Here is a 26,819-nt window from a genome sequence, read left to right as displayed (position 1 = left end):
TCCGGGTGGGGTTCGTGCATGACGGTGCGTTCACGGTTTTTCACAGAAGCGGAAGGGCAGGCGGTTGGCGTCGAGAACGCCGCAGCGAAGGGCGACGTCCTTCTCGTCTGCGAGCACGCATCCGCCACCATTCCGGAAAAATTCGGCACACTCGGTCTTTCGCAGGAGGTTCTCTCCAGCCATGCGGCGTGGGATCCGGGGGCTCTGGCTGTCGCGAGGCTGCTGTCGCAAAGCCTTGATGCAACACTCGTGCATCAAAGGTTTTCGCGGCTCGTCTATGATTGCAATCGTCCGCCCGAATCACCTTCCGCCATGCCGGTGAAAAGCGAAATCTATGACATTCCCGGTAATTTCGATCTGAGCGAAGCGGAGCGTTTCGCCCGTACCTCCGCGCTTTACGTGCCGTTTCACGACCGTGTCAGCGAGATCATCGCCGAACGGCAGGCGGCCGGTCGCCGAGTGGTGGTGGTGACCATTCATAGTTTTACGCCGGTCTATCACGGTAAATTCCGCGAGGTTCAAATCGGTGTCCTGCACGATACCGACAGCCGGCTGGCCGATGCGATGCTTTCGGATGCTGAAGGCTCCGCGCTCACGGTCAGACGCAACGATCCCTATGGTCCGGAAGACGGGGTGACGCATACGCTGCGGTTGCACGCGCTGCCGGACGGACTTTTGAATGTCATGATCGAAATCCGCAACGATCTGGTCGCCAACGAGCAGGACCAGTCGGCGATTGCCGGCTTTCTACACGAACTTATGGGGAAGGCGCTCTCATCAATCGATGAGTGAGGGAGCAAGGGTCGGCCGACGGTGAAAACACCGCGGCCGGCCGTCAAAACGAGACTGCCGCCATCGAATAAAAGCCGGCCATGAAGCCGAAAAGACATGCAGCGGCAAGGGAACAGCAAGTGCGTGCGGCACAGTGCGGGAAACCTCGCGAAGGTGCTGAAAACTGGGGCACAATCGGCCAATAATGGCTGACTGGCTTGTTTTTTTCTTATCAGGAGAGAAGGGCATGGACAGTTCATCATCAGGCGTCAGCTACAAGAAGGCTGACGCATCCTATTTCGAAAAACGCGGACTTTCCCGTTATGCGGGCGTGTGGTCGCTCTGGTCGCTCGGCGTCGGCGCGGTTATTTCCGGGCATTTTTCCGGATGGAATTTCGGCTTTTCCACCGGCGGCTGGGGCGGCATGCTGGTGGCGGGCATCATCATCGCCATCATGTATCTCGGGCTGACATTTTCGATTGCGGAAATGAGCCCGGCATTGCCGCATACCGGTGCGGCCTATTCCTTCGCCCGCACGGCCATGGGTCCCTGGGGCGGCTTCATTACCGGGCTTTGCGAGAATGTCGAATATGTGCTGACGCCGGCGGTCGTCGTCACCTTCATCACGGCCTATGTGAACTCCATTCTCGGGCTCGATCCGGCCTATTCACCTTTCGTGTGGATAGTCTTTTATGCAATTTTCCTTGCGCTTAACGTCTTCGGGCTTGAGCTTTCCTTCAAGGTCACATTGGTCATCACGCTGATTTCGCTCACGGTTCTGGTATTCTTCTGGATCAGCGCCATTCCGAATATCGATTTTTCGCGTTTTGCTCTCAATATCGGTGTCGGCCCTGACGGCAAGGCGGTGGAGCTGCCAGAAGGCGGCGGTTCCTTCTTCCCCTTCGGGTTCTCGGGCGTCCTCGCCACGCTGCCCTTTGCGGTCTGGCTGTTCCTTGCCATCGAGCAGCTGCCGCTCGCGGCGGAAGAATCGGTCGATCCGAAACGTGACATGCCGAAGGGTATCATTCTCGGCATGGTGACGCTGATGGTTTCGGCCTTCATGATCGTATTGCTCAACCCGTCCCTGCCGGGCGTCGGCGCCTTCCATCTCAGCTCCTCGCTCGAGCCGCTGCTTGATGGCTTCAAGGCGATCTATGGCGATGGCGGCGTGGTGGTGCTGGGTCTCGTTGCCTTGACCGGCCTGATCGCCAGCTTCCATACGATCCTCTATGCACAGGGTCGGCAGATCTATTCGCTGTCGCGTGCGGGTTACTTCCCGACCTTGCTGTCGATCACCCATTCCAAATACCGCACGCCATACGTTGCCAATATCACCGGCGCGATTGTGGGTCTCGCGGTCATGCTGGTCATCTGGTTCTCGCTGGGTGCGGAAGAGGGCGGCAGCATCATCGGCAGCGTGCTTTTGAACATGGCCGTGTTCGGCGCCATGTTCTCCTACATCATGCAGGCGATTTCCTTCATTCTGCTCCGGAAGAACCTGCCGCATATCGAGCGGCCGTTCCGCTCGCCCTTCGGCATTCCGGGCGCGGTTCTGACGGTCATCATCGCCATCGTCACGCTGCTTTACCAGATCCAGGATCCGAACTTCACCAAGGGCGTGCTCTGGGTCGCCGTCTGGTTCGCCGTGGCGATCGCCTATTTCGCCTTTGTCGGACGCCATCGCCTCATCCTGTCGCCGGAAGAGGAATTCGCGCTGGAGCACAAGCAGGCTGCGGTTGCCGCAGCGGCTGCAAAGGCCTGATGCTCAAACGAAACGGGCGGCCGCATCCCGGCCGCCCGGTCGCCACAATAAGAGGGAACGGACAAAATGACGAGCTACACATTCGACGCGCTTAAAATGGATGTCGCCGAGGGGCGCATCGACACGGTTCTGGCCTGCCTTGTCGACATGCAGGGGCGTCTGATGGGCAAACGGTTCCAGGCGGAATTCTTCGTTGAAAGCGCCTTTGAGGAAACCCATAGCTGCAATTACGTGCTTGCCACCGACATGGAGATGGAAACCGTTCCCGGCTACAAATCCTCCAGTTGGGAAAAAGGCTATGGCGACTATGTGCTGAAGCCCGATCTTTCGACGCTGCGGCGCGTGCCCTGGCTGGAAGGCACGGCGCTGGTGCTGTGCGATGTGCTCGATCATCACACCCATGAAGAAGTGCCGCATTCGCCGCGCGCGCTCCTGAAAAAGCAGGTGGCGCGGTTGGAGGCTATGGGGCTGAAGGCCTATATGGCGACCGAACTGGAATTCTTCCTGTTCGACCAGACTTTCGATGCGGCGCGCGCCAACGGTTACAAGGGACTGAACCTCGCCAGCGGTTATAATGAGGATTACCATATCTTCCAGACGACCAAGGAAGAGGATGTCATGCGGGCGCTGCGCAAGGGCCTGCAGGGCGCCGGCATTCCGGTCGAGAATTCCAAGGGCGAAGCGTCCGCAGGTCAGGCGGAAATCAACGTGCGTTATGCCGATGCGCTGACCATGGCCGACCGGCATGCCATCATCAAGAACGCCACCAAGGAGATCGCCTGGTCCAAGGGCAAAGCGGTGACGTTCCTCGCCAAGTGGAATTACAACGCCGCCGGCAGTTCCTCGCATATTCACCAGTCTCTCTGGAGCGCCGATGGCAAGACGCCTGCTTTTCTCGACAAGGACGCCAAGCACGGCATGTCGGAGCTGATGCGGCATTATGTTGCCGGGCTTCTCGCCCATGCCAGCGAGATCACCTATTTCCTCGCGCCCTATATCAATTCCTACAAGCGGTTCATGGCCGGCACCTTTGCGCCCACCAAGGCGATCTGGAGCCTCGACAACCGCACGGCGGGATATCGCCTCTGCGGCGAAGGCACCAAGGGTATCCGCATCGAATGCCGCGTCGGCGGCTCCGATCTCAATCCCTATCTCGCCATGGCGGCTTTGCTTGCGGCAGGCATTGACGGCATCGAAAATAAACTCGAACTTGAGCCCGCTTTTGTCGGCGATGCCTATGGCGGCAAGGACGTGCGCGAGATACCCAAGACGTTGCGTGACGCCACTGCCTTTCTGGACGGATCGAAAATGCTGCGCAACGCCTTTGGCGACGATGTGATCGATCATTACGTCCATGCCGGACGGTGGGAGCAGGAAGAATACGACCGCCGAGTGACCGACTGGGAAGTGGCGCGCGGTTTCGAACGAGCCTAATCATTACGGGAAAACATCATGACCATGATCCAGAATATCTCGCCCATCGATGGCTCGGTTTATGCCGAGCGGGAGGCGATGTCGCTGGAGGCGGCGCGGGCCGCCGTTTCGAAGGCGCGCAAGGCGCAAAAGGACTGGGCGCGACGTCCGCTTGAGGACCGCGTTCAGCTGGTTCTGAAGGGTGTCGCCCGCCTCAATGAAATGGTGGCGGAGGTGGTGCCGGAACTGGCGCATATGATGGGCCGTCCGGTTCGTTACGGCGGCGAGTTCAAGGGCTTCAACGAACGCTCCAACTACGTCGCCTCCATCGCCGCCGATGCGCTGGCGCCGCTCGTCATCGAGGAAAGCGGCAATTTCGAACGCCGCATCGAGCGCGAGGCGCATGGGGTGGTCTTCGTCATCGCGCCGTGGAACTATCCTTACATGACGGCGATCAACACCGTCGCGCCCGCCTTGATGGCCGGCAATACGGTCGTCATCAAACATGCGGCGCAGACGCTGCTGGTGGGCGAGCGCATGGTGCGGGCTTTTGTCGAGGCTGGCGTGCCTGACGATGTCTTCATCAACGTCTTCCTCGACCACGGCACGACTTCGGCGCTGATTTCCGAAGGTCTGTTCAATTTCGTCAACTTCACCGGTTCGGTGGAAGGCGGCCGTGCCATAGAGCGCGCCGCCGCCGGCACTTTCACCGGCCTCGGGCTTGAACTCGGCGGCAAAGACCCCGGTTATGTGATGGAGGATGCCGATCTCGACGCCGCCGTCGATACGCTGATGGATGGCGCCACCTATAATTCCGGGCAGTGCTGCTGCGGTATCGAACGCATCTATGTCAACGAGAACCTCTATGACGCATTCGTCGAGAAGTCCGTGGCGTGGGTTTCCAACTACAAGCTTGGCAATCCGCTGGAGCAGGAAACGACGCTCGGGCCGATGGCCAACAAGCGTTTCGCCAAGGTGGTGCGCGCGCAGCTCGCCGATGCCGTTGCCAAAGGTGCGAAGGCATTGGTCGATCCCAAGCTTTTCCCCGCCGATGACGGCGAGAGCGCTTATGTCGCTCCGCAAGTGCTCGTCAATGTCGATCATTCCATGGAGTTCATGACCGAAGAGACTTTCGGCCCCGCCGTCGGCATCATGAAGGTGAAGAATGACGATGAAGCCATCGCGCTGATGAATGACAGCAAATACGGCCTCACTGCCTCGCTCTGGACGCAGGATGCCGCCCGCGCCGGGCGCATCGGCCGCGAAATCGAAACCGGCACCGTGTTCATGAACCGCGCGGATTACCTCGACCCTGCCCTTTGCTGGACTGGCGTGAAGGAAACCGGCCGTGGCGGCTCGCTTTCCGTGCTTGGTTTCCAGAACCTGACCCGACCGAAATCCTACCATCTGAAGAAAGTCACGAAATGAATATCGTCGCCAACTGGAGCTATCCCACCGCCGTCAAGCTTGGCCGCGGCCGGATCAAGGAACTGGCGGAAGCCTGCAAGACGCTCGGGATCAAAAAGCCGCTGCTCGTGACGGATCGCGGCCTTGCCAATATGGCGATCACCGCGCATGCGCTCGATGTGCTGGAAGAGGCTGGCCTTGGCCGCGCAATTTTCGCCGAGGTCGATCCTAACCCCAACGAAATCAACATGGAAGCGGGCGTGAAAGCCTATCGCGATGGCGGCCATGACGGTGTCGTCGCCTTCGGCGGCGGTTCGGGCCTCGATCTCGGCAAAACAATCGCCTTCATGGCCGGGCAGACACGCCCGGTCTGGGATTTCGAGGATATCGGCGACTGGTGGACACGGGCGGATGCCGCCAAGATCGCGCCCATCGTCGCCGTGCCGACGACGGCCGGTACCGGCTCCGAAGTCGGTCGCGCCAGCGTCATCACCAATTCGCAGACCCATGTGAAGAAAATCATCTTCCATCCGAAGCTCTTGCCCGGCGTCGTCATCTGCGATCCGGAACTGACGGTCGGCATGCCGAAGGTCATCACGGCGGGCACGGGCATGGATGCCTTTGCCCATTGCCTGGAAGCCTATTCCTCGCCCTTCTATCATCCGATGAGCGCTGGTGTGGCGCTGGAGGGCCTGCGTCTCGTCAAGGAATTCCTGCCGCGCGCCTATAAGGATGGCACGGATATCGAAGCGCGCACCAATATGATGGCAGCGGCAGCGATGGGGGCGGTTGCCTTCCAGAAGGGTCTCGGGGCCATTCACTCGCTCTCGCACCCGATCGGGGCAGTCTACAACACCCATCACGGCATGACCAATGCCGTCGTCATGCCGGCGGTGCTGCGCTTCAACCGCCCGGCCATCGAAGACAAGATTGCCCGTGCGGCCGCCTATCTCGGCATAGCGGGCGGTTTCGACGGCTTCTATGACTATGTGCTCGAGCTTCGCAAGGAACTCGGCGTGCCGGAAAACCTGACCGCCATGGGCATCAAGCCTGATCGTATCGACGAACTGACGGCGGAAGCTATCAAGGATCCGAGCTGCGGCGGCAATCCGGTGCCGATGACGCTGGAGAATACCAGGAAATTGTTTGAGGACTGCTTTTAAAGGGTCGTTATGGCAACGATGAGAGTTTCAGTCTTTTCGCCATTGCTTGCAGTGGCGTTTTTAAGCCTACCCCTTGTGGCGCAGGCCGCTTCTTTCAAGGAGCTTTCCGGTCAGGGTTACAAAGTCGGAGCTCTGTCGAGCAATAAAGCAGGAATCCGGGGATGGAATTTGTCCAAGGGCTCAGACCGCTATTTCTGTGAAATGCGCGCGACTATGGCGTATTCCGGAAAGAATGGCATGGTGTCCTTCACCAGTGCCGGACGCATGATCACGCTTGATCGTGCAACCGTTGAGAAAAGGCTGGGCAGCTCCCTGAATTTGCCGAAGTACGAAGATCTCAAAGCCGGCCGCCTTAGGACGGATGATGTGGGGTCGTGCCGAAAGCTGGTGTGATCAATCAGATGTCAGAAGCCCGCGATTTATCGCGGGCTTTTTTGTTGTCCCCAAAAACGATCTTAGTCTTTTCTTAACCATGTTCGTTAAGGTTATAGAAAGCACCATGATCGGCTCGGTGCGTGAATGAGCATGAAATGGCTCTGATCAACAGGGGATATCATGCCTGTCATTACTTTTGCCAACACCAAGGGCGGCGCGGGAAAAACCACTGCCGTGCTGCTTCTGGCAACCGAACTGGCCCGCAGCGGCCACCGCGTGACGGTTCTGGATGCCGATCCGCAATTGTGGATTTCCCGCTGGCACGATCTGTCCGGCGAGATCGAAAATCTCTCGGTGATTTCGCATGTAACGATGGCTTCGCTTGAAGGCCATATTCGCGAGAATAAAACCAATACCGACTGTTTCATCATTGATCTGCCGGGCGCGAAAAGCCCGCTGCTGACCATGGCGCTCGGTATTTCAGATCACGTGTTGATCCCGGTGCAGGGCTCTGCCATGGATGCGCGCGGCGCTGCCGAGGTTCTGGATCACATCGAATTTCTGAACCGCAAGATGGGCAAGGCTATCGCCCATTCCATCGTGTTGACACGGGTCAACGCCATGGTGGCGACGCGTTCGCTGCTGCTGGTCAAAATGCTGCTGGCGGAAAAGAATGTCTCGGTGCTCAATACGCCGATTGTCGAGAGAGCGGCCTATCGCGATATTTTCGACTATGGCGGCACGCTTCTCTGTCTTGATAAGGACAAGGTCAGCAATATTGACAAGGCGGTGGAGAACGCGAAGGCCTTCGCAGGCGAGGTGCTCGGCCTTCTGCCGAAGCGACCGTTGAGGCTCGGCGCGCAACCTGCACGCCTTCTTACGCGCAAGGCCGCCTGAACGGCACTCCCAATGCCTGGGCCGTTTGCGGTGCGGGCATTATTTTCGCTTGATTTGGAAATGATCGTTTCCTATATTGCCGCCATGACCAATATTCACCAGCCCAACTCCCCGGAACAGCGCCATCGCGGCAGGCCGCGCGAATTCGATATTGATCGTGCGCTCGACGGCGCGATCCGCATTTTTTCGAGGCGAGGATATCACGCCACCTCCGTCGGTGATCTCACCGATGCGATGGAACTGGCGCAGGGCAGTCTTTACAAGGCTTTCAAGGACAAGAAGGCCGTGTTCATCGCCACGATGGAGCGTTACCGGATCATACAGACCGAGCGCTTCGAAGCTGCCGTTGCCGGTTACGCGACTGGTCGTGAGCGACTGCGGGCCGGCCTGATGTTCTATGCGGAGCGGTCGCATGGCGGCTCGGGTTCCGATGGATGTTTGGTTGTCGGCGCCGCTGCCGATCTGGCGGCCCTGGACGACGGCATCGCAGTCGTGGTCGAGCGGGCGGTGAAGGCGAGGGAGCGCATCGTCGCCCGGCTTGTGGCCGAGGGGCAAAAGGATGGTTCCGTCCAGTCGAAAACCGACCCCGATGATCTGGCCCGGGCAATGTTGTGCATGATGTACGGCATGCGCGTTGTGGGAAAGACGGGGCGGAGTTTGGAAGAAATGACGGCTGTGGTGACTATCGCCATGAAGCTCGCCGAATGATTTTGTGACTATTTAGGAAACATTCGTTTCCATTTTGGAGAAAATGATGACGACGCGTGTAGTTGAAGGGGAGGATGTTTTCGAGACATCCATTTCCCCGGCCCTGACTTTTTTGCTGGCGACCGCCTGCGGATTGATCGTGGCCAATCTTTATTATGGCCAGCCACTTGCCGGCATTATCGGGGCGGAGCTTGGCCTGTCTGCAGGCGCAACCGGTCTGATCGTGACCCTGACGCAGATCGGTTACGGCGTCGGCCTGTTGTTCGTCGTGCCGCTCGGCGATCTGGTTGAAAATCGCAAGCTGGTGGTCAGCACGGTTTCCATGGCGGTGCTCTCGCTTCTGGCGGCGGCATTCGCACCGCATGCGGCACCGTTTCTGATTGCCGCATTCCTGGTTGGCGTCAGTTCCGTGGCGGTGCAGGTCATTGTTCCCTATGCGGCCCATATGGCGCCACATGCCTCCCGTGGGCGAGTGGTCGGCAATGTCATGAGCGGTTTGATGGCTGGCATCATGCTGGCAAGGCCGGTCTCCAGTCTTTTGTCCGAAGTGGTGTCCTGGCGCGGTGTCTTCATGATATCGGCGGGCGTCATGGCCGTCCTTGCCGTCGTGCTCTTTCGGCTTTTGCCGCCTCGTGTGCCTGAGGCGAGGCTTGGTTATGGCGCGCTGATGGCCTCGATGGGCAGGCTGGCTGTGCATACGCCGCTCCTGCGGCGGCGGGCGATCTATCATGCCTTCCTGTTTGCCGCGTTCAGCCTGTTCTGGACCACGACGCCGCTTTATCTGAGCGGGCCGCATTTCAACCTCAGCCAGGGTGAGATCGCGCTGTTTGCGCTTGCTGGTGCGGCGGGCACCGTCGCCGCGCCGATTGCGGGGCGCATGGCCGACCGGGGCTGGACCTATGCGGCCACGTTCCTGGCATTGGTGGCGGTGGCGCTGTCATTTGCCGTCACCCATCTTGCGCCCGAAGGATCACATCTTGCGCTTGGGATATTGGTGATTGCGGCCATCGTTCTGGATTTCGGCGTGACCACCAATCTGGTGCTCGGTCAGCGCGCCATCTTCACGCTCGGAGCAGAATTCCGCAGCCGCCTGAACGGCATCTATATGGCGACATTCTTCATGGGCGGGGCGATCGGCTCCGCCGTGGGCGGCTGGGCCTATGCGGTCGGCGAGTGGCAAGCCGCCTCGTGGATCGGTTTTGCCTTGCCGGTGGCCGCCCTTCTATATTTTCTCACGGAAAAGCGCGGCTGAAATTCCAACAAGGAAAAGCCCGGCGGACCCAACCGCCGGGCTTTTTCTTTTTTATTCTGGTCGATCCTATTCCGCGAATTCGACCACAACGCCGGGGCGGACCATTTTTGCCAGCTCGGTTGCGTCCCAGTTGGTGAGGCGGATACAGCCGTGGCTATTGGTCTTGCCGATCTTGGACGGCTCCGGCGTTCCATGGATGCCGTAGGTCGGCTTCGACAGGGCGATCCAGACCGTACCGACCGGGCCGTTCGGACCCGGCGGGATCTGCAGGATCTTGTCGTTCTGACCCTGCTTGAAGTTGATCTTCGGATTGTACGTGTAGCCCGGATTGAGCGCGATGCGCTCGACCGTGTGCGTGCCGCTCGGCGAGGGCGTATCCGTGGAACCAATGGTGGCCGGGTAGGCGGCGATCAGATTGCCGTCCTGACCGTAAGCGAAGACCTGCTTGATGCCCTTGTGGGCGACGATGCGGGCGACCTGGCCTTTTTTCGCCTCACCCGGATTGACGACCTTGATGATGGTGCCGGGCACGGAGAAATCGATGCCAGGGTTTAGTTCCTTCAGATAGTTTTCGTCCATATGGAAACGTTCGGCGAGCGCCTCCGAGGTCTTCGTGAAGGAGAGCGCGGGCAGCTGCGATTTCTCGGCATAGTCATCCGGAATGGAGGCGACATAGGGACCTGCGGCATCGGCCGCGGTGATCGTGTAGTCCACGATCGGCATGCCGCCAGAGGCGCGCAGGCGCTCCAGAATGTCTTCGGAATTGTTGGGGTCGAGCTTTTCGCCCGTCATGTCCTGCCAGGCGGCAATGGCCTTGTTGACGTTGTCACCCATCTTGCCGTCGATGACGCCGGGCGAGATGCCCTCGCGATCGAGGAAGGTCTGGAGCGCGACGATTTCCTGGCGGGAACGGTTGACCGGCGTGGTCACCGGTGTGTGGCGCTCGATCAGGTGCTCCGGCTGCGGAACGGCGGCCGTGGTGCTTTCGCCGGGCATCGGCTGGCCGAGCGGGCCGCTTTCCACCGCACCGGGTGCGGGAACGGAGCCGGTGTAGACATTGTCGTCGGAACCATTGCCGCGATATTCGCGATAGTCGCGTACGCTGCCATTGTCCTGATAACCGTAGTCGCGTTGCGGCTCACGATACTGGCCGCCGGGGGCGGGCGGGTAATAGGTGGTGTCGCGCTGGCGCGCCTGCTGGCGCCGTTGCTGCTGGTAACCCGAGGGCATTTCGGTGGCCAGCAGATTGCCGTACTGGTCGTAGAAGACAGTACGGCCCATCGCGTCGCGGCTGATGACGATATCACCGCGTTCGGGCACGAAATCGAGAACGCGGCCATCCGGCGTCACCAGAACCGGCTGCTCATAACCATAACGCTGCTGCGCGCCAGCCTGTAGCGGCGCGAAAACCGACGCCACGGCGACCGTCAGACCCAGAGCTGCGTTAAGAAACTGTTTCACGATTCTGCTATCCCTTACTTCGTTCACCGATAAACACACCGCAATCTTGACCCTATTGTGAAAAAGGTGAATTCGCGGTTAATGCAATCTTAATTTCCGTCACGGTTAGTAGCGTTTCCGTGAGTTATGCGTTTTTACTGCCATAGGGAGGTTGTCTTGCGCTCGTTTCAGGCTGGCAAATCGCCACGCATTTTCCTCGATGAAACCTCCGTTTTCGATATTGGCTCCTGTGTCGTCGACGGCATCGATATCGCGCCCGGCCGCGCCATTCCCGACGATGGCGATGCGCGCATCGACCACTCGCTGGAAGGCTTCCTGTTCACCTGCGGTCCCGATCATATCCGCCATCCCGAGCCGATTGACGGTGACGGAGAGGGGCGTCGATATCCGTTGCATGGGTCCTTCTCCTCCCATCCCGCAATGATCATCGCGTTCGATGTTCATCAGTCCAATGCATTGGCGCGCGTAGAGGTTCCCGTGAAGCTTGCCGATGGCGGCACGGCCCTTCTGGAGCGGACATGGCGTATCGACGGGGAAAGCGGCGAAGTCAGCCTCGATGACAGGATCGTCAACACGAGTGCGCGGCCGATGCCGGTCTTTCTCATGTACCACATGAATGTCGGCGCACGCCTTTTTGACGACGCCGTTCGCCTTGAAGGTGCGATGCTAGATGACGGTGGCCATGGCTGGCGTTTCGGCGAGGAGCCGGGCACGGTATTCTGCGTGCCCGCCGGCAAGGACGAGTGGGCGTCACTTACGCTTGGTCCGATTGCGGCCATTGGCGGCAGGACGCTGACCGTGCGTTTTCGCACGGAGACGCTGCCCTATCTCCAGATGTGGCGCAACCAGAAGGAGCCAGCCAATGTGCTCGGCATCGAGCCGGTTTCGCATCGCTGGGTCGGGCGCGGGGAGCTGGAGGCTTCCGGCGAGTTCAACATGCTGCAGCCGGGCGAAAGCCGCTCCTATGGGCTGCGCTTTTCCATCCTCTGAATGGCGTACCGAATGAAGACGCCGTATCATTGACGCAGGGGTTTTGACCGCTTACATCGGATGCGGATTTCAGACGGTGGCGAGAGCGTGCCAGCGGCACGCAGGCGCCGGTTTCAGCGGAGGCATTAAGATGGATATCAGGCGTATAGACGACGAATATTCGGTCACGGGACAGATCAGCGTTGCCGATCTCGACGAGGTGAAGGCACTCGGCTTCAAGTCGATCGTCTGCCATCGCCCGGATGGCGAAGAAGAGGGCCAGCCGCTTTTCGCCGATATTGCCGAGCGTGCCGAACAGCTGGGCCTCACCATCATGCATGTGCCGGTCGGCCGCTATGGCGTCGATGCCGATGCCGTTACCGGCATGGTGGATGCGCTCGATGAATTGCAGCGCCCGATGCTCGGCTATTGCCGTTCCGGCGCCCGCTCAACGGCGATCTACGAAAAGACCCATCACCTGCGCGGCTGATTTTCCGCGCGTCATTCTATTTTAAATGCCAATCAACAGGAGTTTTCCATGACCATCAAGCGTATCGAGCCCGGCAAGCGCATGAGCGGCGCCGTCGTTCACGGCAACACCGTTTATCTGGCCGGCCAGGTTGGCGAAGGCACGAGCGTTACGGAACAGAGCAAGTCTGCTCTCGCTGAAGTCGACCGCCTGCTGGCCGCTGCCGGTTCGGACAAGTCGAAGATCCTGCAGACGATCATCTATCTCTCCGACATGTCTACCTTCGGCGAAATGAACGCCGTCTGGGAAGGCTGGATCGACCCGGCAAACCCACCGGCCCGCGCCACCAGCGGTGCACCATTGGCAACGCCGGACTACAAGGTTGAGTTCATCGTGACCGCTGCTCTCTGAGCATCCGTCTGAGTTTTTAAGAAAGGGCCGGGTCGCGGAAAGCGGCCCGGCCTTTTTTGATGGGAAATTCGAAACGTTCGTTTCGTCATCCTCGGGCTTGTCCCGAGGCTCCAATCACCTATCGCAATTTGATAGGTAGCAGATGCTCGGGACAGGCCCGAGCATGACGGAGGAGAGGGGATTGTCCCAGGTTTGTGAATCGCTTGGAAACGTCACTTCAAAAGCTAAGCAAGCGCCTTCTCAAACTGCTTCAACGTCGTCACCCGCTCCGCAAACCACAGCCGTGCCAGATCGCTGGCCGAGGCGAGATCGATGCCATCCGGGTCAATGGAGGTAGTCGTCCAGCGGCCAGTCTTTGCGCCGGCGAGAACGGCGAGCCGGGCCGCTTCGCCCTTGATTGCGTTGAGGCGGATGGCTTCGCTTTCCGCCGCCGCCATCAGTTCGTCTGCGCCTGACAGATCGGTGCGCAGATCGGCCGGGGTGATGTTGCTGGCATTGCGGGCCGGGCCGCCATTGATCTGCACGCCTTCCGTCCGCAGCCGGTAAAGCCGCGTGTCGGGAAGGGAGAGATAAAGTTTCGCTTTGGGATAACGGTCGATGTAGCGCTGTCTGGCGAGCGGCACTTCCTCGGCACCCAGCAGTTCAGCCTTGCCCACCAGTGTCAGCCGCGGCAACGTCAGCGCGTCGCCCTTGCCGAAGGGGGCAAGTGTCAGCGAGATGCGCGTATCGGCCTCCATGTTGCGGGCATGCAGCGTCAAGCCCGCCGCGAAGAAGAACGGGGTGCCATCAGGCTCGATGCCGATATTGGTGGCGGTCGTATAGGGGTAACCGCTGAGCGGATCGAGGGTTGCAAGCGCCGCCGTACGGGACGTGTGCAGGACATCCCGGGCCACGCGCACGGCTTCGAAAGGCGCGCCGGCCGAGGGTTCGATCCTTGCGCCGCGTGGGGTGATGACGGGAGTGGCTGCATCCGGCATGTTATTTCCTAACCTGTATGTTCCAGTCAGGATTTACACCATGCCGGAGCCGTGTCCATCATCAAAATCGGAGTGATATCAGGTCCGCGTTCTGATCTGGGTCAGCGTGCGGGTGGGTGTGATCGCTTCCGCATCCAGCTTCACCTCGATGATGGCCGGCTTGCCGCTTGCCCGCGCCCGTTCGAAGGCGGCGGCGAAGTCTTGCGTCTTTTCGACCGTTTCACCGTGGCCGCCATAGGCTTTGGCAAAGGCTTCGAAATCCGGGTTGACGAGATCGGTGCCGCTGACGCGGCCGGGATATTCCCGCTCCTGATGCATGCGGATTGTGCCGTAGGTGCTATTATTGACCAGGACGGTGATGATCGGCAGGCCGTACCGCACGGCGGTGATGAATTCCTGCCCGTGCATCATGAAGCAGCCGTCGCCGGCAAAGCAGATCACCTCGCGCTCTGGGAAGAGGTGCTTGGCGGCCACCGCCGCCGGCAGGCCATATCCCATCGAGCCGGAGGTCGGGGCCGATTGCGTGTTGAAGCGACGGAAACGGTGGAAGCGGTGTACCCAGGTAGCATAGTTGCCTGCGCCATTGGTGAAGATGGCATCGTCAGGCACGTTGGCCTCGATCCAGTCCATGATCGGACCCATCTGCACCGCGCCGGGGCCGGTCTGCGGTGGGGTTGACCAGGTGAGGTAAGCCGAATGCATGCTGGTCGTGCGGTCCGCCCAGGCGGCATTGGCCGAAAGCGTGACGGAGGAAAGGGCGGCGACGAAATCATCGGGCGAGGCGCAGATTGCGAGATCGGGACGATAGACGCGACCAAGTTCTTCGGCTTCCGGATAGATGTGGACGAGTTTCTGCGACGGGTAAGGAATGTCGAGCAGCGTATAGCCGGAGGAGGGCATTTCCGAGAGGCGGCCGCCGAGCAACACCACGAGATCGGCTTCCTTGATCTCCTTCGCCAAGGCCGGGTTGATGCCGATGCCGACATCGCCCGCATATGATGGGCTCAAATGATCGAACAGCATCTGGCGGCGGAAGGAACAGCCAACGGGCAGTTTGTTCTTTTCCACAAATGCCTTGAAGCCTGCGACGCTTTCCTCGGACCAGCGCGTGCCGCCGATGATGAAGATGGGCCGCTTGGCCTCGCCCAGCATTTTCGAGAAGGCGGCGATCTGCGACGGACCGGGATGCGCTTCCACAGGCGTATAGGGCTTTGCTTCCGGCGCCTCGACCTCTTCCACCAGCATGTCTTCGGGCAGCGTCAGCACCACGGGGCCGGGGCGGCCGGAGGTGGCGACGGCAAAGGCGCGGGTAACGAATTCCGGAATGCGGCGCGCATCATCGATTTCACCCACCCATTTGGCAAATTCGGTGAAGGCGCGGCGATATTCCACTTCCTGAAACGCCTCGCGCTCGCGGGCCTCGCGCTGCACCTGGCCGATGAACAGGATCATCGGAATGGAATCCTGCCTTGCGATATGCAGCCCGGCCGAGGCGTTGGTGGCGCCCGGTCCGCGGGTCACCATGCAGATGCCGGGTTCGCCGGTCAGCCGACCCCAGGTGTCGGCCATCATGGCGGCGCCGCCTTCCTGGCGGCAGACCACGGTTTCGATGCCGCTTTCATAAAGCGCATCCAGCACGGCTAGATAGCTTTCGCCCGGAACGCAGGAAACGCGGGAGACGCCATTGGCTTTCAGCGCTTCGACGATCAGTTCTCCGCCGGTTCTTTTCATTCCGGTTCCTTTCATGGCGTCGTGGTCCTTTGGATGTTTTCCAGTTCGGCCAGCACCTGTGCCTGATGCTCACCGAGCTTCGGGCTCGGGCGTTCGTAATGCAACGGGGTCTGGGACATGATAATGGGTGTCCGCACGCCGGGGATGACGGTGCCATCCTGTGCCTCGAGATCGACGCGAAGGCCTCGGGCCTTCACCTGTGGGTCAGCGAACATTTCCTCGATGGAATTGATTGGTCCGGCCGGCACGGCATTTTTCTCGCAGGCGGTCAGAAGATCGCGCTTCTGCCATTTCAGCGTCTCGGTGGACACGATCTGTCGCACGTCCTGCTTGTGCGCCACGCGGGCCTTGTTGGTTGTAAAACGCTCGTCATCGGCAATCACGCCGATGCCGAGGATGTTGCAGAGGCGGCGGAACTGGCCGTCATTGCCAACCGCAAGGATGAGAAAACCATCGGCCGTCGGCACCACTTCATAGGGGGAAATATTCGGGTGAGCGTTACCGAGCCGGACGGGAGGCCTGCCGGAAATCAGGTAATTCATGTTCTGGTTGGCGAGCACGGCCGATTGCACATCGAGAAGCGCCATATCGATATGCTGGCCTTCGCCGGTACGGATGGCGTGGATCAGTGCGGCCTGAATGGCTGACACGGAATAGATGCCGGTGAAGATATCGGCAACCGCCACACCTGCCTTCATCGGCTGGCCGTCGGGCTCGCCGGTGATCGACATGAAACCGGACATGCCCTGCACGATATAATCGTATCCGGCGAAATCGGCATAGGGCCCGGTCTGGCCGAAGCCGGTGATCGAACAATAGATCAGCTTCGGATTGAGCGCTCTCAGGCTCTCATAATCGAGGCCGTATTTGGCAAGTCCGCCGCGCTTGAAGTTCTCGATGACGACATCGGCTGTGCGCACGAGCCGACGCACCAGCTCGCAGCCTTCCGGTGTCTTCAGATCGGCGACGATGGAGCGTTTGCCGCGATTGGTGGCGTGATAATAGGCGGCGGAGAGGTTCTCGCCATCCGTACTTTCGACAAAGGGCGGTCCCCATGTGCGGGTGTCGTCGCCACCCTCGGGGTTTTCGACCTTGATGACGTCGGCACCCATATCGGCCAGCATCTGCCCTGCCCAGGGACCGGCCAGAACCCGCGCCAGCTCGATGACGCGAATGCCTGATAGCGGCGGTTTCCTGTTCGGCATGTCGGTCATCGGTCCCCCGGTATTTTGTGTCTGCCGGTTTATAGACCGCTGCTTGCCGCGTCGCATGTGATTTTATCTCATGGACTTATTCCGTTTCGGCAAAGGCCCCTCAATCGCCGACGATGCGGCCGCACCAGGCGGCAAAGTCCGCCGCGACGGCCTGCCAGCCGATCTCGTTCAGCGTCTCGTGCCGCATGCCCCGGTAGATCGTATGTTCGACATGGCTGAAACCCGCCTGGCGAAAGCGCTCGGCAAGCCAGACGATTTCCCTGCCATCATTGGTGGCTGCGTCCTGATCACCGCTGACGAGCAGCAGCGGCAGGGTTTTCGGCAGGCGTTCGATGAGTTTTGGCCCGCGATAGGAAAGTTGGAAAACATCCTGCCAGAGAGAGACGCTGGCCTCGAACTGGCAAAGTGGATCCTCCGCATAGGCGTCCACCGCCGCCTTGTCGTGGCTCAGCCAGTCCGCATGGGTGCGTTTTTCCGGCATTCTGGCATTCCATGCGCGGAAGGTCGCCTTCGGCAGGATGGCGCTCGGCACGTCCGAGCCTTTCAGCATCTTTTCAAGCCGCAGCAAAACCTGCGCAACGCGGCCCATGAGGCCGGGATTGAGGTTGGAATTCCAGATGGAGAGGCCATCGAAGGCATCCGGGTGGCTGACGGCGGTGTTGAGGGCCACTAGGCCGCCCATGGAATGGCCGAACAGGATCGTGGCCAAGCCGGGATGTCTTTCGCCGACCATGCGGCGCATGGCCATGACATCGGCGACGACCTTGTCCGCTCCGTCCTTCCAGGCGAAGCGACCGAGAGGCGCGTCGGCAGCCTTCGTGCGGCCATGGCCGCGGTGATCGTGCGCATAGACTTCGAAACCCTGCTTCGACATGACGTCGGCAAGACGGCGATAACGCCCGGCATGGTCGACAAGGCCATGGCAGATCATCAGCACGCCGCGCGCCGGGGAAAGAAGGGAGGGCTGGTGGCGAAAGGCGATGGATGCGCCAGAGGGGGCCTCCAGCCTTTCAATCCGGCCGAAGGCGAAGTCGTCCGTCGTGTCGTTCGTTATCGCGCCTGCCATAATGTCCCTTGTCATAATCATGGGGTCATAATCGTGCCAGAGGTTGCCCCAAGGTCCTATTTACCCTACATAGCGGCAAATTTCCCGATACGTACTCTTAAAAATCCGATGTGGAGCATTCGCTACAATGGCACGTCAATTCATCTATCACATGGCCGGGCTGAACAAGGCCTATGGCGCGAAGAAGGTTCTGGAGAACGTTCACCTCTCCTTCTACCCCGACGCCAAGATCGGTATCCTCGGCCCTAACGGCGCCGGTAAGTCGACTGTTCTGAAAATCATGGCCGGTCTCGACAAGGAATATACCGGTGAGGCCTGGCTCGCCGAAGGTGCTACGCTCGGTTATCTCGAGCAGGAGCCGAAGCTCGACGAAAACAAGACCGTGATGGAAAACGTCATGGAAGGCGTGGCCAGCAAGACTGCGATCGTCGACCGCTACAACGAATTGATGATGAACTATTCCGACGAAACGGCGGATGAGGGCGCGAAGCTTCAGGACATCATTGACAGCCAGAACCTGTGGGATCTGGAAAACCAGGTTGAAATGGCCATGGACGCCCTGCGTTGCCCGCCCGGCGACTCGGCCGTTACAGGTCTTTCGGGCGGTGAACGCCGCCGTGTGGCGCTCTGCCGTCTGCTGCTGTCGCAGCCGGACCTGCTGCTGCTCGACGAACCGACCAACCACCTCGACGCGGAAACCATTGCGTGGCTTGAAAAGCACCTGCGCGATTATCCCGGCGCCGTGATGATGATCACCCACGACCGCTACTTCCTCGACAACGTTACGGGCTGGATTCTCGAGCTCGACCGTGGCCGCGGCATCCCTTACGAAGGCAACTACTCCGCTTACCTGCAGGCGAAAGCCAAGCGCATGCAGCAGGAAGCCCGCGAGGACGCCTCGCGCCAGAAGGCAATCAGCCGCGAAAGCGAATGGATTGCCTCCAGCCCCAAGGCCCGCCAGACGAAGTCCAAGGCGCGTATCAAGGCCTATGACGAGCTCGTTGAAGCGGCGGAAAACCGCCGTCCCGGTGATGCGCAGATCGTCATTCCGGTTGCAGAGCGTCTCGGCCGCGTGGTTATCGAGGCCGAGAACCTCACCAAGTCCTATGGCGACCGCGTGCTGATCGAAAACCTTTCCTTCAAGCTGCCGCCCGGCGGCATCGTCGGCGTCATCGGTCCGAACGGTGCGGGTAAGTCCACGCTGTTCAAGATGATCACCGGTCAGGAAAAGCCGGATAGCGGTTCGGTCACGGTTGGTGAGACGGTTCAGCTCGGTTATGTCGACCAGAGCCGCGATACGCTGGCGGGTGACAAGACCGTCTGGGAGGAAATCTCCGGCGGCAACGACATCATCAAGCTCGGCAAGTTCGAAGTGAATTCGCGCGCCTATTGCGGCGCCTTCAACTTCAAGGGCGGCGATCAGCAGCAGAAGGTCGGCAACCTCTCGGGTGGTCAGCGTAACCGCGTGCACCTCGCCAAGATGCTGAAGGCCGGCGGCAACGTGCTGCTGCTCGACGAACCGACCAACGACCTTGATACGGAAACGCTGGCAGCGCTCGAAGAAGCGCTGGAAGCCTTCGCCGGTTGCGCCGTTATCATCAGCCACGACCGCATGTTCCTCGACCGTCTGGCCACCCACATCCTTTCTTTCGAGGGTGACAGCCACGTGGAATGGTTCGAAGGCAACTTCGAAGACTACGAAAAGGACAAGGTCCGCCGCCTCGGCCCGGAAAGCATCAAGCCCGGCCGGGTGAGCTACAAGCGCCTGACGCGCTGATCCCCTTTACGCATTCGATTAAAAAAGGCCCGCCCCAAAGCGGGCCTTTTCTCATGCAATAAATGGGGCCGAAGGAAAGCGAGCAGCAAAATGCGCTTGCATCCGAAGTCGCATCGACATAAAGATATCTTTATATGTTGATTAGCTTGCGAGGTGCGGCAGACGTGGCGTTCGGTTTGGACAAATTGGTGGATCTCTTGAAGGCGGCCGGAGAGCCGACGCGCTTTCGCTTGCTGGCGCTTCTGGCGGCCGGCGATCTGACAGTCACCGATCTTACCGAAATTCTCGGCCAGTCGCAGCCGCGCATCTCCCGTCATCTCAAGCTCTTGACGGAAGAAGGGCTGATCGAGCGTTATCAGGAAGGGGCCTGGGCGTACTTCCGCTTGCGGCAGGATGGCGAGCCAGCCGTCGTCGTCAGGCAGCTGCTTGGCGCTACATCGCCTTCCGACGCCGTGCTCCAGCGCGATGGCGAGCGCCTTGCTGCCGTCAAGCGGGTGCGGGCGGAGCGGGCGCAGGATTATTTCAGCCGCAATGCATCCGCCTGGGACGAGCTGCGCCGCCTGCATGTGAGCGACGAAGCCGTGGAAGGCGCGCTCTTGAAGCTGGTGGGCACCACGCCCATCGATTCGCTTCTCGATCTCGGCACCGGCACCGGCCGCATCCTCCAGCTTCTGAGCGGCATCTATCGCCGGGCAATCGGCGTGGATGCCAGCCGTGACATGCTGTCGGTGGCGCGCGCCAATCTCGACAAGGCGGGCGTGATCAATGCATCCGTTCGCCATGGCGATATTCTCAACCTGCCGCTGGAGGGCCAGGATTTTGATCTTATCGTCATCCATCAGGTTCTGCATTTTCTCGACCAGCCGGAGATCGCGCTTTCCGAGGCAGCACGCATGCTGCGTCCCGGTGGCCGGCTGATCGTCATCGATCTTGCGCCGCATTCCTTCGAATATCTGCGCGATGAACATGCGCATGTGCGGCTCGGTTTTTCGCATCCATTGATGGAAGAATGGCTGAAAAAGGCCGGGCTTTCTCTGGAGCGCGCCGTTGATCTTCATTCTGAACGAGCGTCCGATGAATCTCTGGACGTGACAATATGGGTTGCCCGCGACCAGCGGCTGCTGATGGCAGACGATGTGGTGCAAGAGGTGGTTTTACTTGGCTCCGGGAGGGCATGATATGTTGAGGTCGGAAACCGCGCGCCACAATGGCGAGATCCGGGGCGATATCCGGTTGTCTTTCGAATTTTTCCCGCCCAAGAATCCCGAGATGGAAACCCACCTCTGGGAGACGGTTGAAGAGCTGAAAAAATGGAACCCGGATTTCGTCTCCGTCACCTATGGCGCTGGCGGCTCCACCAAGGCGCCGACGCTGGATGCGGTGCGTCGGATGATCGGGGACAGCCATCTGCCGACCGCCGCGCATCTGACCTGCGTGGATGCCAGCCGTGACGATGTGCATCAGGTTGTCGAGGAGTTTCGCAATGCCGGCGTTCGCCATTTCGTGGCGCTGCGCGGCGATCCCTCGACCGGCATCGGCACGGCCTACAAGCCGCATCCGGAAGGTTACGAGAATGCTGCCGCATTGGTGAAGGGGCTGCGCGAGATCGGCGATTTCGAGGTCTCCGTTTCCGCCTATCCGGAAAAGCACCCTGAAAGCGCGAGCGAGGCAGTCGATATCGATATGCTGAAGCGCAAGGCGGATAATGGCGCTACCCGTGCGCTGACACAGTTCTTCTTCGACAATGACGTGTTCGAGCGTTATATGGAGCGGGTGACAGCGGCTGGCATCACCATTCCGGTGGTGCCGGGCATTATGCCGATACAGAACCTCACCCAGCTCAAGCGTTTCGCCGGCCGTTGCGGCACCAGCGTTCCCGGTTTTCTGGATGAGCGTTTTGCCGGCTATGACGACGACCTCGAAGGACGCGCCCGCGTGGCTGCGGAAGTTGCCGCCGAGCAGATCGCCGACTTGCAGCGGCGGGGTGTCAGCGAATTCCACCTCTACACCATGAACCGTGCGCCGCTGGTTGATGCGGTGCTTGAAAATCTCGGGCTGGAGCGTCTGCGCCGCAGCGCCGCCTGATGTCGATCAGCGGATTTCCGCCATGAAAAAAGCGCAGGTCCCTCAGGGCCTGCGCTTTTTAAATTCGTGTCATCTACGGTTCTTAACTGCGTTTGGTCTTCACGTCTCGTCAGATGAAAAGCATCATCGCTACGAACAAAAACGCCAAACCGACTGCCAAGGCATTGAGAGATTTTGTAAGTCCCATGGGTGCCTCCTGTTGTTGACAGGTTCGATAATATGACCGTTTTGTGGCAGTTGAAAAGCGGTTTCTGTGACGCAGTGCAGCACGCTTTGGCGCGGCGTAAAAAGGATACTCGCGTAACAAATTGAAATTAAATGATTATTTTCTTATCACGCAGTGCTTCATATCTTTAAAAAAAGTAAATGACCGGGGTGTTATCCCCAGTCATCCGGTCGAGATTAACGATTTCCGCCTTGATTCCGGCCCACAGATTAAAGGCCTGACAGCGCCGTTAAGATTGCTTAAAGCGCCTGCAGAAGTGCTGCAGACGGCCAGCCATCTGCGGGTATTCCGAGACGCTGCTGTTCCTTCTGGATAGCGACGCGGGTGCCGGAACCGAGAATGCCATCCACCTTGCCGACATTGTGTCCGCGCGCTTCAAGCTTGGTCTGAAGCTCCTTCATGGTCGCGTCATCGAAGCCCGGCTCGGGGTTCCCCTTGTTGTAGACGGGGGCGCCCATCAGGCGGGTGGCAAAATAGGCGGCTGAGGTCGTGTAGATGAACGACTGGTTCCATTCCAGATAGATGTTGAAGTTGGGGTAGGTGATGAAGGTCGGTCCCTTGCGGCCCTGCGGCATGATGAGGGCTGCGGGCAGGGAAGCGAAATTCCTGTTGCCGTCGCGCGGCGTCACGCCAAGCGCAAACCAGTCGCCGGCGGTGAGCGAGCCACCGAGGCCGGATTTTTCCCACGGCAGGTTTTCCGGCACGGAGACTTCCTGGATCCAGGGTTCGCCCTTCTTGAAGCCGAGATGCTGGATGAACTTTGCAGCCGTCAGGATCGCATCCGGGCCGCTGCTCTTGACGTTGATATGGCCATCGCCGTCGCCATCGACGCCGAAAGCGATGATATCTTTCGGCAGCATCTGTACCTGGCCGATTTCACCGGCCCATGCGCCAGTATTGGCGGCGGGGTCGAGATCGCCGTGCTGGACCATTTCGATGAGCGCCAGCAATTGCGGCCGGAAGAGTTCCGGGCGGCGGCAATCATGGGAGAGGGTCACCAGCGCGTTGCGGGTGTTGAAATCACCCTGGACGGCGCCGAAATCGGTTTCCATGGCCCAGAAGGCGGCGATGACGCCAGCCGGTACGCCGAATTCATTTTCAGCGCGGGCAAAGGTGGAGGACAGTTCCTGAAGCTTCTTGCGGCCGATATCGAGACGGGCCTGGCTGACGGTACGCTGGGAGAATTCCAGGAAGGTCTGGCGGAAGACGCCCTGGGCGCGGTCACGCGACAGCACCTTGGGGTCGATCTGCGCGCCGGCGAGCGCCTTCTGGATCGCATCGGCTGGAACGCCCTTGGCTGCGGCATCGGCTTTCACGCCCTCAAGAAATGCGCCGAGATCGCCGCCGCAGGCCACCTGCTTGGGATCCTCAGGCGAGGCCACGGGTGGCGTGGCGAAAGCCGAGCTGGAAGACAAAAGGGAGAGAGCGGCGGCAAAAATGATGCTGCGCGACCGGAACGTGGGCATGGGAATTTCCTCAATAGGTTGTTGGCCCGCTTTACCCATATGTTTGCGACAAAAAAACGGACCGAGCGATCTGACGTTGCAGAACAACGCCGATTTTTCGAAAGTGTTGCTTCTTGGCCGTCTTATTTGGCGGAAGCGATCCATTGACGCCAATTTTTCTCCGTACCGGCAAAGACATTGATGTCCGTTGGGCCGTTGACGCCGGGCACGACGCCGGTTGCCGTATATTGCCAGAAGGCCCATTTCCGGTCCTCGTAAATCTTGCCCGGATGGGCGGCGACGGAGCGCACCCAGAAATGGTAATCCTTGAACTGGCCGACGAGATTGTCGCGGTGGAAGTCGACCGAGGTATAGATGATCGGGCGCTTGCCGTAGTGGGCTTCGATGCGGTCGAGGAAACGCTGCATCTCCGCGCGAACGATGCCAGGTGCCGGGCGCGTCTTGCAGGTGGGCGAGGAGGGGTTCCACTCCACGTCGAGAACCGGGGGCAGGGTGACGGCATCTTTCGGCACGTTGCGAATGAACCAGTCGGCCTGAGCGTCTGCCGTCGAGCAGAAATAATAGAAATGATAGGGCGCGTGCAGAATATCCGCAGCTGCCGCGCTGCGCCAATGGTCGCCGAATTTGGGATCGATGCGGTCTGACCCTTCCGTCGCCTTGATGAAGACGAAGGAAACGCCGGATTTGCGCACGGTACGCCAATCGACATCACCGTTCCACTTGGACACGTCGATGCCGTGCACCTCGTGGCGATGCGGGTTGTTCATGCCGAAATCCTGCGGATCGGTATCGGAAAATTTCGGCTTGGACACGGACGCGGTTTCAAGCAGGTCGTAACTCGTGGACGTGCAGCCGCCGATCAACAGCAAAGCCGACAGTAGTGCCGATAAACGCAGCCGCATTGGAACCCTGAATGAAAGTGTTGCCCATCCCGCAGCCGCAAATGGCGCGCTGCATCTCCCGATTTACCCATAACATGGTAAACAAGCGGTTATGGCAAGGGGTAACCGCTTTTTTCGACCGCGCAAGCCGCTGTATTTGAAGCGATTTGCAGTCATAAGGCTGGGATGACGGCAAGAATTCCCGAGTGGAAAGCCCTGGTCGCAGCACCACACCTGCCTTTGCCGAGACGCCGGAAGCTCTTCGAGGATCAGGCGTCGGCGAGGATGCGACTGATTTTCGGCTGTGTTTCGGTTACCGGGAGCGTGATGACGGCACGCCAGGCATAACCCCGAGCGATCTCTTCGAATTCGAGATTGCCATCAAAGCGGCCGGCCATATTGGCGAGGACGTAGCGAAGATTGGCACGGGGCGTGACGTGAAAACGGGTGAGCCATGCCTGCAGAAGTGTGCGGAACCACTTCGGCAATTGTTCCTGCTGGCCGAAATCGACAATATGCAGGGAGCCGCCGGGCTTGAGCGCGGAAAGGGCCTGTTCGATCGCCTTTTCCCAATCCGGTATCATCGACAGCGCATAGGGGATCATGACGCGGTCGAAACCGTCGGGCTGGCCGAATTCGGCGGCGCGGAAAGCGGTGGCGTCGGCCACACGAAGAATGGGTCGCTCTGCCTTGCCGGCAAAATTCTCGGACGCGGTCAGCAACATTTCGGAGGAGATATCGAGGCCGAACAATCTTGCCTGCGGAAACTTCCGGCTGGCCAGAAGCAGGTTGCGGCCGGTGCCGCAGCCGATTTCAAGCAGCGTGCCGTCTTTCGGCACGTCCAGGCCGGAAATGGTCCTGTCACGGCCGAGAAGGTAATATTTGCGGGTAATATCGTAGATGTGCCGCTGGTGGCGATACATGCGGTCCATCAGGCCCGCATGGGCTTCATCTGCAAGACCCACATTCTCGCCGACGGTTTTCATGCCATAGCCCTCTGATAGATATGGAAGCCGCCATAGATGGCTGAGCGGTCCATGGCGTTCAGTTCCTGGGAACGCTCCTCGAGATAGACCCACTGGTTGCGGATATCAGTGGAGAGCCTGCCTTCGATGACGCTCTTTTCGGCGGCGGTGCGGAAGATGACACGCGCACCGGGAGCGGCGGTGCGGCTGATCTGCGACCACAATTCGTTGAGCTGCACATCCGTCATCCAGTCCTGCGCGTCGAGGAGGATATAACGGTCGACGCCGTTTGCCGGCTTCTTGGAAAGAAGCTCGGTATAGGTGGCGTGATGCACGGCGACGCGGGCGGTGTTGTTGCGGATCGTCTCGTAATATTCCGGCTTGAGATAGGCGGGCAGGGCACCCTCGTGCGGCTCGGGATAACGGCGCGCGAAGGCCTGCCAGGCGAAATAATTGTCGCTGAGCGGGAAGTTGCAGGCGAGCTTTTCCAGCCGCTCCTTGAGCACGGAGGCAACCGTGCCGTCGTTCGAAAGGCTTGCCAGTTCGTCATATTGCCGGGGCGGAATGCCAAGGCCGAAAAGCGAGCTTTTGCGCTTCGTCAGCCAGCGTACCACGGGCTTGTCGAATAGCGGCGCGACCTTGCTGTCGAAAAACTGGCGCTGTTCGGCAATTGAGCGGCTTTGAGCCATTTCCGTCAACTTGACGCCGTGCAGGCGGGCCATGAGATGGCCGGCACCGATGAAACGGCCGAGCAGGCCGGTGCGGTAGATGTTCCGGTCAAAGACCGAGATGCGACGACGGCCGGACAGCGTACGCTTCGACCAGTAGGCCTTGGTCGTGTCATCGAGATGGTCGGCGATGAAGCGGTCATAACCATGGCTGTTGCTGCGCGTATTGGCGCGGCCGAACTGGCGAACAACGTCCTGATGGGCGGGCAGATGGCGGAAGGCGGCCAGCTTCAGCTTGTTGAGAGCGATGTGATGCGGGTTCAAATCCACCACATCGATGCTGGCCGGATTGCGGGAGAGATAGGCCAGCATGTTGCAGCCGCCCGAGCCGATGGTGACGATGCGGTGGCCTTCGCCAAGCTCCATCGCTTCCATGTCGATTTCCGGGTCTTCCCAGATCTGCGGATAAACGAGGCCGGAAAACAGGACGCCGAAGAACCGTTCGGAAAGACCGCTTTTCGAGAGTGCCTTGTGCTGGAGCAGCGCGGACTTCAGTTTTGTGTTTTTGCTGAAGCCGGTCTTGGGTGCCGCACTCGTCATATGTTCACCTCTCAGTCGATTGAGAGGCGTCTACAGCCGTGACGCTACAGTTTGATGACAGGGGCTGTGGCTGACGCAAGGAATCGAAAAGACGATGGGAGCTAA

24 protein-coding genes are annotated in these 26,819 nt (G+C 59.8%); 15 read left to right on the top strand and 9 right to left on the bottom strand.

Features of this window, described 5'->3' with window-relative positions:
• Positions 1–18: 18 nt before the first annotated feature.
• From JZY08_RS09700 to JZY08_RS09660, 9 genes are all read left to right on the top strand, one after another.
• Positions 19–792, top strand: a complete 774-nt coding sequence (locus JZY08_RS09700) for an N-formylglutamate amidohydrolase (protein ID WP_216330023.1) — start codon at positions 19–21, stop codon at positions 790–792.
• 226 nt (positions 793–1,018) lie between these two features.
• Complete coding sequence (locus JZY08_RS09695; RefSeq protein WP_082182671.1) at positions 1,019–2,533, top strand: amino acid permease; 1,515 nt, start codon at positions 1,019–1,021, stop codon at positions 2,531–2,533.
• Between the two features lie 66 nt (positions 2,534–2,599).
• Positions 2,600–3,967 carry a glutamine synthetase family protein gene (locus JZY08_RS09690; RefSeq protein WP_003494807.1) on the top strand — a complete coding sequence of 456 codons (1,368 nt, stop codon included), beginning with the start codon at positions 2,600–2,602 and terminating at the stop codon, positions 3,965–3,967.
• A gap of 18 nt (positions 3,968–3,985) precedes the next feature.
• Complete coding sequence (locus JZY08_RS09685; protein WP_137037982.1) at positions 3,986–5,374, top strand: aldehyde dehydrogenase family protein; 1,389 nt, start codon at positions 3,986–3,988, stop codon at positions 5,372–5,374.
• A complete protein-coding gene (locus tag JZY08_RS09680) occupies positions 5,371–6,516 on the top strand; it encodes an iron-containing alcohol dehydrogenase (RefSeq protein WP_216330022.1) in 1,146 nt (381 codons plus the stop codon). Before JZY08_RS09685 ends, JZY08_RS09680 begins: the two co-directional genes overlap by 4 nt.
• 9 nt (positions 6,517–6,525) lie before the next feature.
• Positions 6,526–6,909, top strand: coding sequence for a hypothetical protein (locus JZY08_RS09675; protein WP_137037980.1), 384 nt, complete (start codon positions 6,526–6,528; stop codon positions 6,907–6,909).
• 162 nt (positions 6,910–7,071) lie between these two features.
• A complete protein-coding gene (locus JZY08_RS09670) occupies positions 7,072–7,788 on the top strand; it encodes a ParA family protein (protein ID WP_082182667.1) in 717 nt (238 codons plus the stop codon).
• 60 nt (positions 7,789–7,848) lie between these two features.
• The gene (locus JZY08_RS09665; protein WP_253204008.1) at positions 7,849–8,496 is read left to right on the top strand and encodes a TetR/AcrR family transcriptional regulator; all 648 of its coding nucleotides are present in this window, start codon (positions 7,849–7,851) and stop codon (positions 8,494–8,496) included.
• A gap of 46 nt (positions 8,497–8,542) precedes the next feature.
• A complete protein-coding gene (locus tag JZY08_RS09660) occupies positions 8,543–9,748 on the top strand; it encodes an MFS transporter (protein ID WP_175414378.1) in 1,206 nt (401 codons plus the stop codon).
• Between the two features lie 66 nt (positions 9,749–9,814).
• Here JZY08_RS09660 and JZY08_RS09655 read toward each other — a convergent pair whose 3' ends face one another.
• Positions 9,815–11,209, bottom strand: coding sequence for a L,D-transpeptidase (locus tag JZY08_RS09655; RefSeq protein WP_216330020.1), 1,395 nt, complete (start codon positions 11,207–11,209; stop codon positions 9,815–9,817).
• A 156-nt stretch (positions 11,210–11,365) separates the two neighbouring features.
• Here JZY08_RS09655 and JZY08_RS09650 point away from each other — a divergent pair, with 156 nt between their 5' ends.
• From JZY08_RS09650 to JZY08_RS09640, 3 genes are all read left to right on the top strand, one after another.
• Positions 11,366–12,199, top strand: coding sequence for an aldose 1-epimerase family protein (locus tag JZY08_RS09650; RefSeq protein WP_216330019.1), 834 nt, complete (start codon positions 11,366–11,368; stop codon positions 12,197–12,199).
• A gap of 130 nt (positions 12,200–12,329) precedes the next feature.
• Positions 12,330–12,668 carry a TIGR01244 family sulfur transferase gene (locus tag JZY08_RS09645; RefSeq protein ID WP_082182662.1) on the top strand — a complete coding sequence of 113 codons (339 nt, stop codon included), beginning with the start codon at positions 12,330–12,332 and terminating at the stop codon, positions 12,666–12,668.
• A gap of 48 nt (positions 12,669–12,716) precedes the next feature.
• The gene (locus JZY08_RS09640) at positions 12,717–13,058 is read left to right on the top strand and encodes a RidA family protein (RefSeq protein ID WP_003494829.1); all 342 of its coding nucleotides are present in this window, start codon (positions 12,717–12,719) and stop codon (positions 13,056–13,058) included.
• Positions 13,059–13,282: 224 nt separating this feature from the next.
• Here JZY08_RS09640 and JZY08_RS09635 read toward each other — a convergent pair whose 3' ends face one another.
• The 4 genes from JZY08_RS09635 to JZY08_RS09620 all read right to left on the bottom strand — a co-directional run bounded on the left by JZY08_RS09635 (position 13,283) and on the right by JZY08_RS09620 (position 18,046).
• Positions 13,283–14,035, bottom strand: a complete 753-nt coding sequence (locus tag JZY08_RS09635) for a HugZ family protein (RefSeq protein WP_216330018.1) — start codon at positions 14,033–14,035, stop codon at positions 13,283–13,285.
• 78 nt (positions 14,036–14,113) lie between these two features.
• Positions 14,114–15,781, bottom strand: coding sequence for a thiamine pyrophosphate-binding protein (locus tag JZY08_RS09630; protein WP_216330017.1), 1,668 nt, complete (start codon positions 15,779–15,781; stop codon positions 14,114–14,116).
• Positions 15,778–16,980, bottom strand: a complete 1,203-nt coding sequence (locus JZY08_RS09625; RefSeq protein ID WP_216330016.1) for a CaiB/BaiF CoA-transferase family protein — start codon at positions 16,978–16,980, stop codon at positions 15,778–15,780. Before JZY08_RS09625 ends, JZY08_RS09630 begins: the two co-directional genes overlap by 4 nt.
• A 100-nt stretch (positions 16,981–17,080) precedes the next feature.
• Positions 17,081–18,046, bottom strand: coding sequence for an alpha/beta fold hydrolase (locus JZY08_RS09620; protein WP_216330015.1), 966 nt, complete (start codon positions 18,044–18,046; stop codon positions 17,081–17,083).
• A 127-nt stretch (positions 18,047–18,173) separates the two neighbouring features.
• Here JZY08_RS09620 and ettA point away from each other — a divergent pair, with 127 nt between their 5' ends.
• From ettA to metF, 3 genes are all read left to right on the top strand, one after another.
• Entirely contained in the window at positions 18,174–19,823 is a 1,650-nt protein-coding gene (gene ettA / locus JZY08_RS09615) for an energy-dependent translational throttle protein EttA (RefSeq protein ID WP_216330014.1), read from the top strand.
• Between the two features lie 164 nt (positions 19,824–19,987).
• A complete protein-coding gene (locus JZY08_RS09610) occupies positions 19,988–21,001 on the top strand; it encodes a metalloregulator ArsR/SmtB family transcription factor (RefSeq protein WP_035242208.1) in 1,014 nt (337 codons plus the stop codon).
• A 1-nt stretch (position 21,002) separates the two neighbouring features.
• A complete protein-coding gene (gene metF, locus JZY08_RS09605) occupies positions 21,003–21,908 on the top strand; it encodes a methylenetetrahydrofolate reductase [NAD(P)H] (RefSeq protein WP_216330013.1) in 906 nt (301 codons plus the stop codon).
• A 465-nt stretch (positions 21,909–22,373) separates the two neighbouring features.
• Here the strand turns inward: metF and JZY08_RS09600 are convergent, their stop codons facing one another.
• The 4 genes from JZY08_RS09600 to JZY08_RS09585 form a co-directional block, all read right to left on the bottom strand.
• Positions 22,374–23,600: a lytic murein transglycosylase gene (locus JZY08_RS09600; protein WP_216330012.1), complete on the bottom strand. Its 1,227-nt coding sequence runs from the start codon at positions 23,598–23,600 to the stop codon at positions 22,374–22,376.
• Positions 23,601–23,722: 122 nt separating this feature from the next.
• Positions 23,723–24,502 (bottom strand): GH25 family lysozyme, encoded by a 780-nt coding sequence (locus JZY08_RS09595; protein WP_216330011.1) that lies wholly within the window; start codon positions 24,500–24,502, stop codon positions 23,723–23,725.
• Positions 24,503–24,750: 248 nt separating this feature from the next.
• Positions 24,751–25,467, bottom strand: coding sequence for a class I SAM-dependent methyltransferase (locus tag JZY08_RS09590; RefSeq protein WP_216330010.1), 717 nt, complete (start codon positions 25,465–25,467; stop codon positions 24,751–24,753).
• Complete coding sequence (locus JZY08_RS09585) at positions 25,464–26,714, bottom strand: DUF3419 family protein (protein WP_082182658.1); 1,251 nt, start codon at positions 26,712–26,714, stop codon at positions 25,464–25,466. The genes JZY08_RS09590 and JZY08_RS09585 overlap by 4 nt, the downstream gene beginning before the upstream one ends.
• Positions 26,715–26,819: the final 105 nt, after the last annotated feature.

Source organism: Rhizobium sp. X9 (genome assembly GCF_018873185.1).
Taxonomy (GTDB): domain Bacteria; phylum Pseudomonadota; class Alphaproteobacteria; order Rhizobiales; family Rhizobiaceae; genus Agrobacterium; species Agrobacterium oryzihabitans.
The sequence above is the reverse complement of the archived record's forward strand: the minus strand, read 5'-3'. Positions and strand labels throughout refer to the sequence as shown.

Excerpts from the sequence above, each read along its gene's own strand:
- JZY08_RS09695 (WP_082182671.1), top strand. The coding sequence starts at position 1,019 with ATGGACAGTTCATCATCAGGCGTCAGCTACAAGAAGGCTGACGCATCC.
- JZY08_RS09625 (WP_216330016.1), bottom strand. The coding sequence starts at position 16,980 with ATGACCGACATGCCGAACAGGAAACCGCCGCTATCAGGCATTCGCGTC.
- JZY08_RS09585 (WP_082182658.1), bottom strand. The coding sequence starts at position 26,714 with ATGACGAGTGCGGCACCCAAGACCGGCTTCAGCAAAAACACAAAACTG.
- ettA (WP_216330014.1), top strand. The coding sequence starts at position 18,174 with ATGGCACGTCAATTCATCTATCACATGGCCGGGCTGAACAAGGCCTAT.
- JZY08_RS09670 (WP_082182667.1), top strand. The coding sequence starts at position 7,072 with ATGCCTGTCATTACTTTTGCCAACACCAAGGGCGGCGCGGGAAAAACC.
- JZY08_RS09680 (WP_216330022.1), top strand. The coding sequence starts at position 5,371 with ATGAATATCGTCGCCAACTGGAGCTATCCCACCGCCGTCAAGCTTGGC.
- JZY08_RS09660 (WP_175414378.1), top strand. The coding sequence starts at position 8,543 with ATGACGACGCGTGTAGTTGAAGGGGAGGATGTTTTCGAGACATCCATT.
- metF (WP_216330013.1), top strand. The coding sequence starts at position 21,003 with ATGTTGAGGTCGGAAACCGCGCGCCACAATGGCGAGATCCGGGGCGAT.
- JZY08_RS09690 (WP_003494807.1), top strand. The coding sequence starts at position 2,600 with ATGACGAGCTACACATTCGACGCGCTTAAAATGGATGTCGCCGAGGGG.
- JZY08_RS09630 (WP_216330017.1), bottom strand. The coding sequence starts at position 15,781 with ATGAAAGGAACCGGAATGAAAAGAACCGGCGGAGAACTGATCGTCGAA.
- JZY08_RS09590 (WP_216330010.1), bottom strand. The coding sequence starts at position 25,467 with ATGAAAACCGTCGGCGAGAATGTGGGTCTTGCAGATGAAGCCCATGCG.
- JZY08_RS09600 (WP_216330012.1), bottom strand. The coding sequence starts at position 23,600 with ATGCCCACGTTCCGGTCGCGCAGCATCATTTTTGCCGCCGCTCTCTCC.
- JZY08_RS09685 (WP_137037982.1), top strand. The coding sequence starts at position 3,986 with ATGACCATGATCCAGAATATCTCGCCCATCGATGGCTCGGTTTATGCC.
- JZY08_RS09665 (WP_253204008.1), top strand. The coding sequence starts at position 7,849 with ATGATCGTTTCCTATATTGCCGCCATGACCAATATTCACCAGCCCAAC.
- JZY08_RS09675 (WP_137037980.1), top strand. The coding sequence starts at position 6,526 with ATGGCAACGATGAGAGTTTCAGTCTTTTCGCCATTGCTTGCAGTGGCG.
- JZY08_RS09640 (WP_003494829.1), top strand. The coding sequence starts at position 12,717 with ATGACCATCAAGCGTATCGAGCCCGGCAAGCGCATGAGCGGCGCCGTC.
- JZY08_RS09620 (WP_216330015.1), bottom strand. The coding sequence starts at position 18,046 with ATGGCAGGCGCGATAACGAACGACACGACGGACGACTTCGCCTTCGGC.
- JZY08_RS09645 (WP_082182662.1), top strand. The coding sequence starts at position 12,330 with ATGGATATCAGGCGTATAGACGACGAATATTCGGTCACGGGACAGATC.
- JZY08_RS09700 (WP_216330023.1), top strand. The coding sequence starts at position 19 with ATGACGGTGCGTTCACGGTTTTTCACAGAAGCGGAAGGGCAGGCGGTT.
- JZY08_RS09595 (WP_216330011.1), bottom strand. The coding sequence starts at position 24,502 with ATGCGGCTGCGTTTATCGGCACTACTGTCGGCTTTGCTGTTGATCGGC.
- JZY08_RS09635 (WP_216330018.1), bottom strand. The coding sequence starts at position 14,035 with ATGCCGGATGCAGCCACTCCCGTCATCACCCCACGCGGCGCAAGGATC.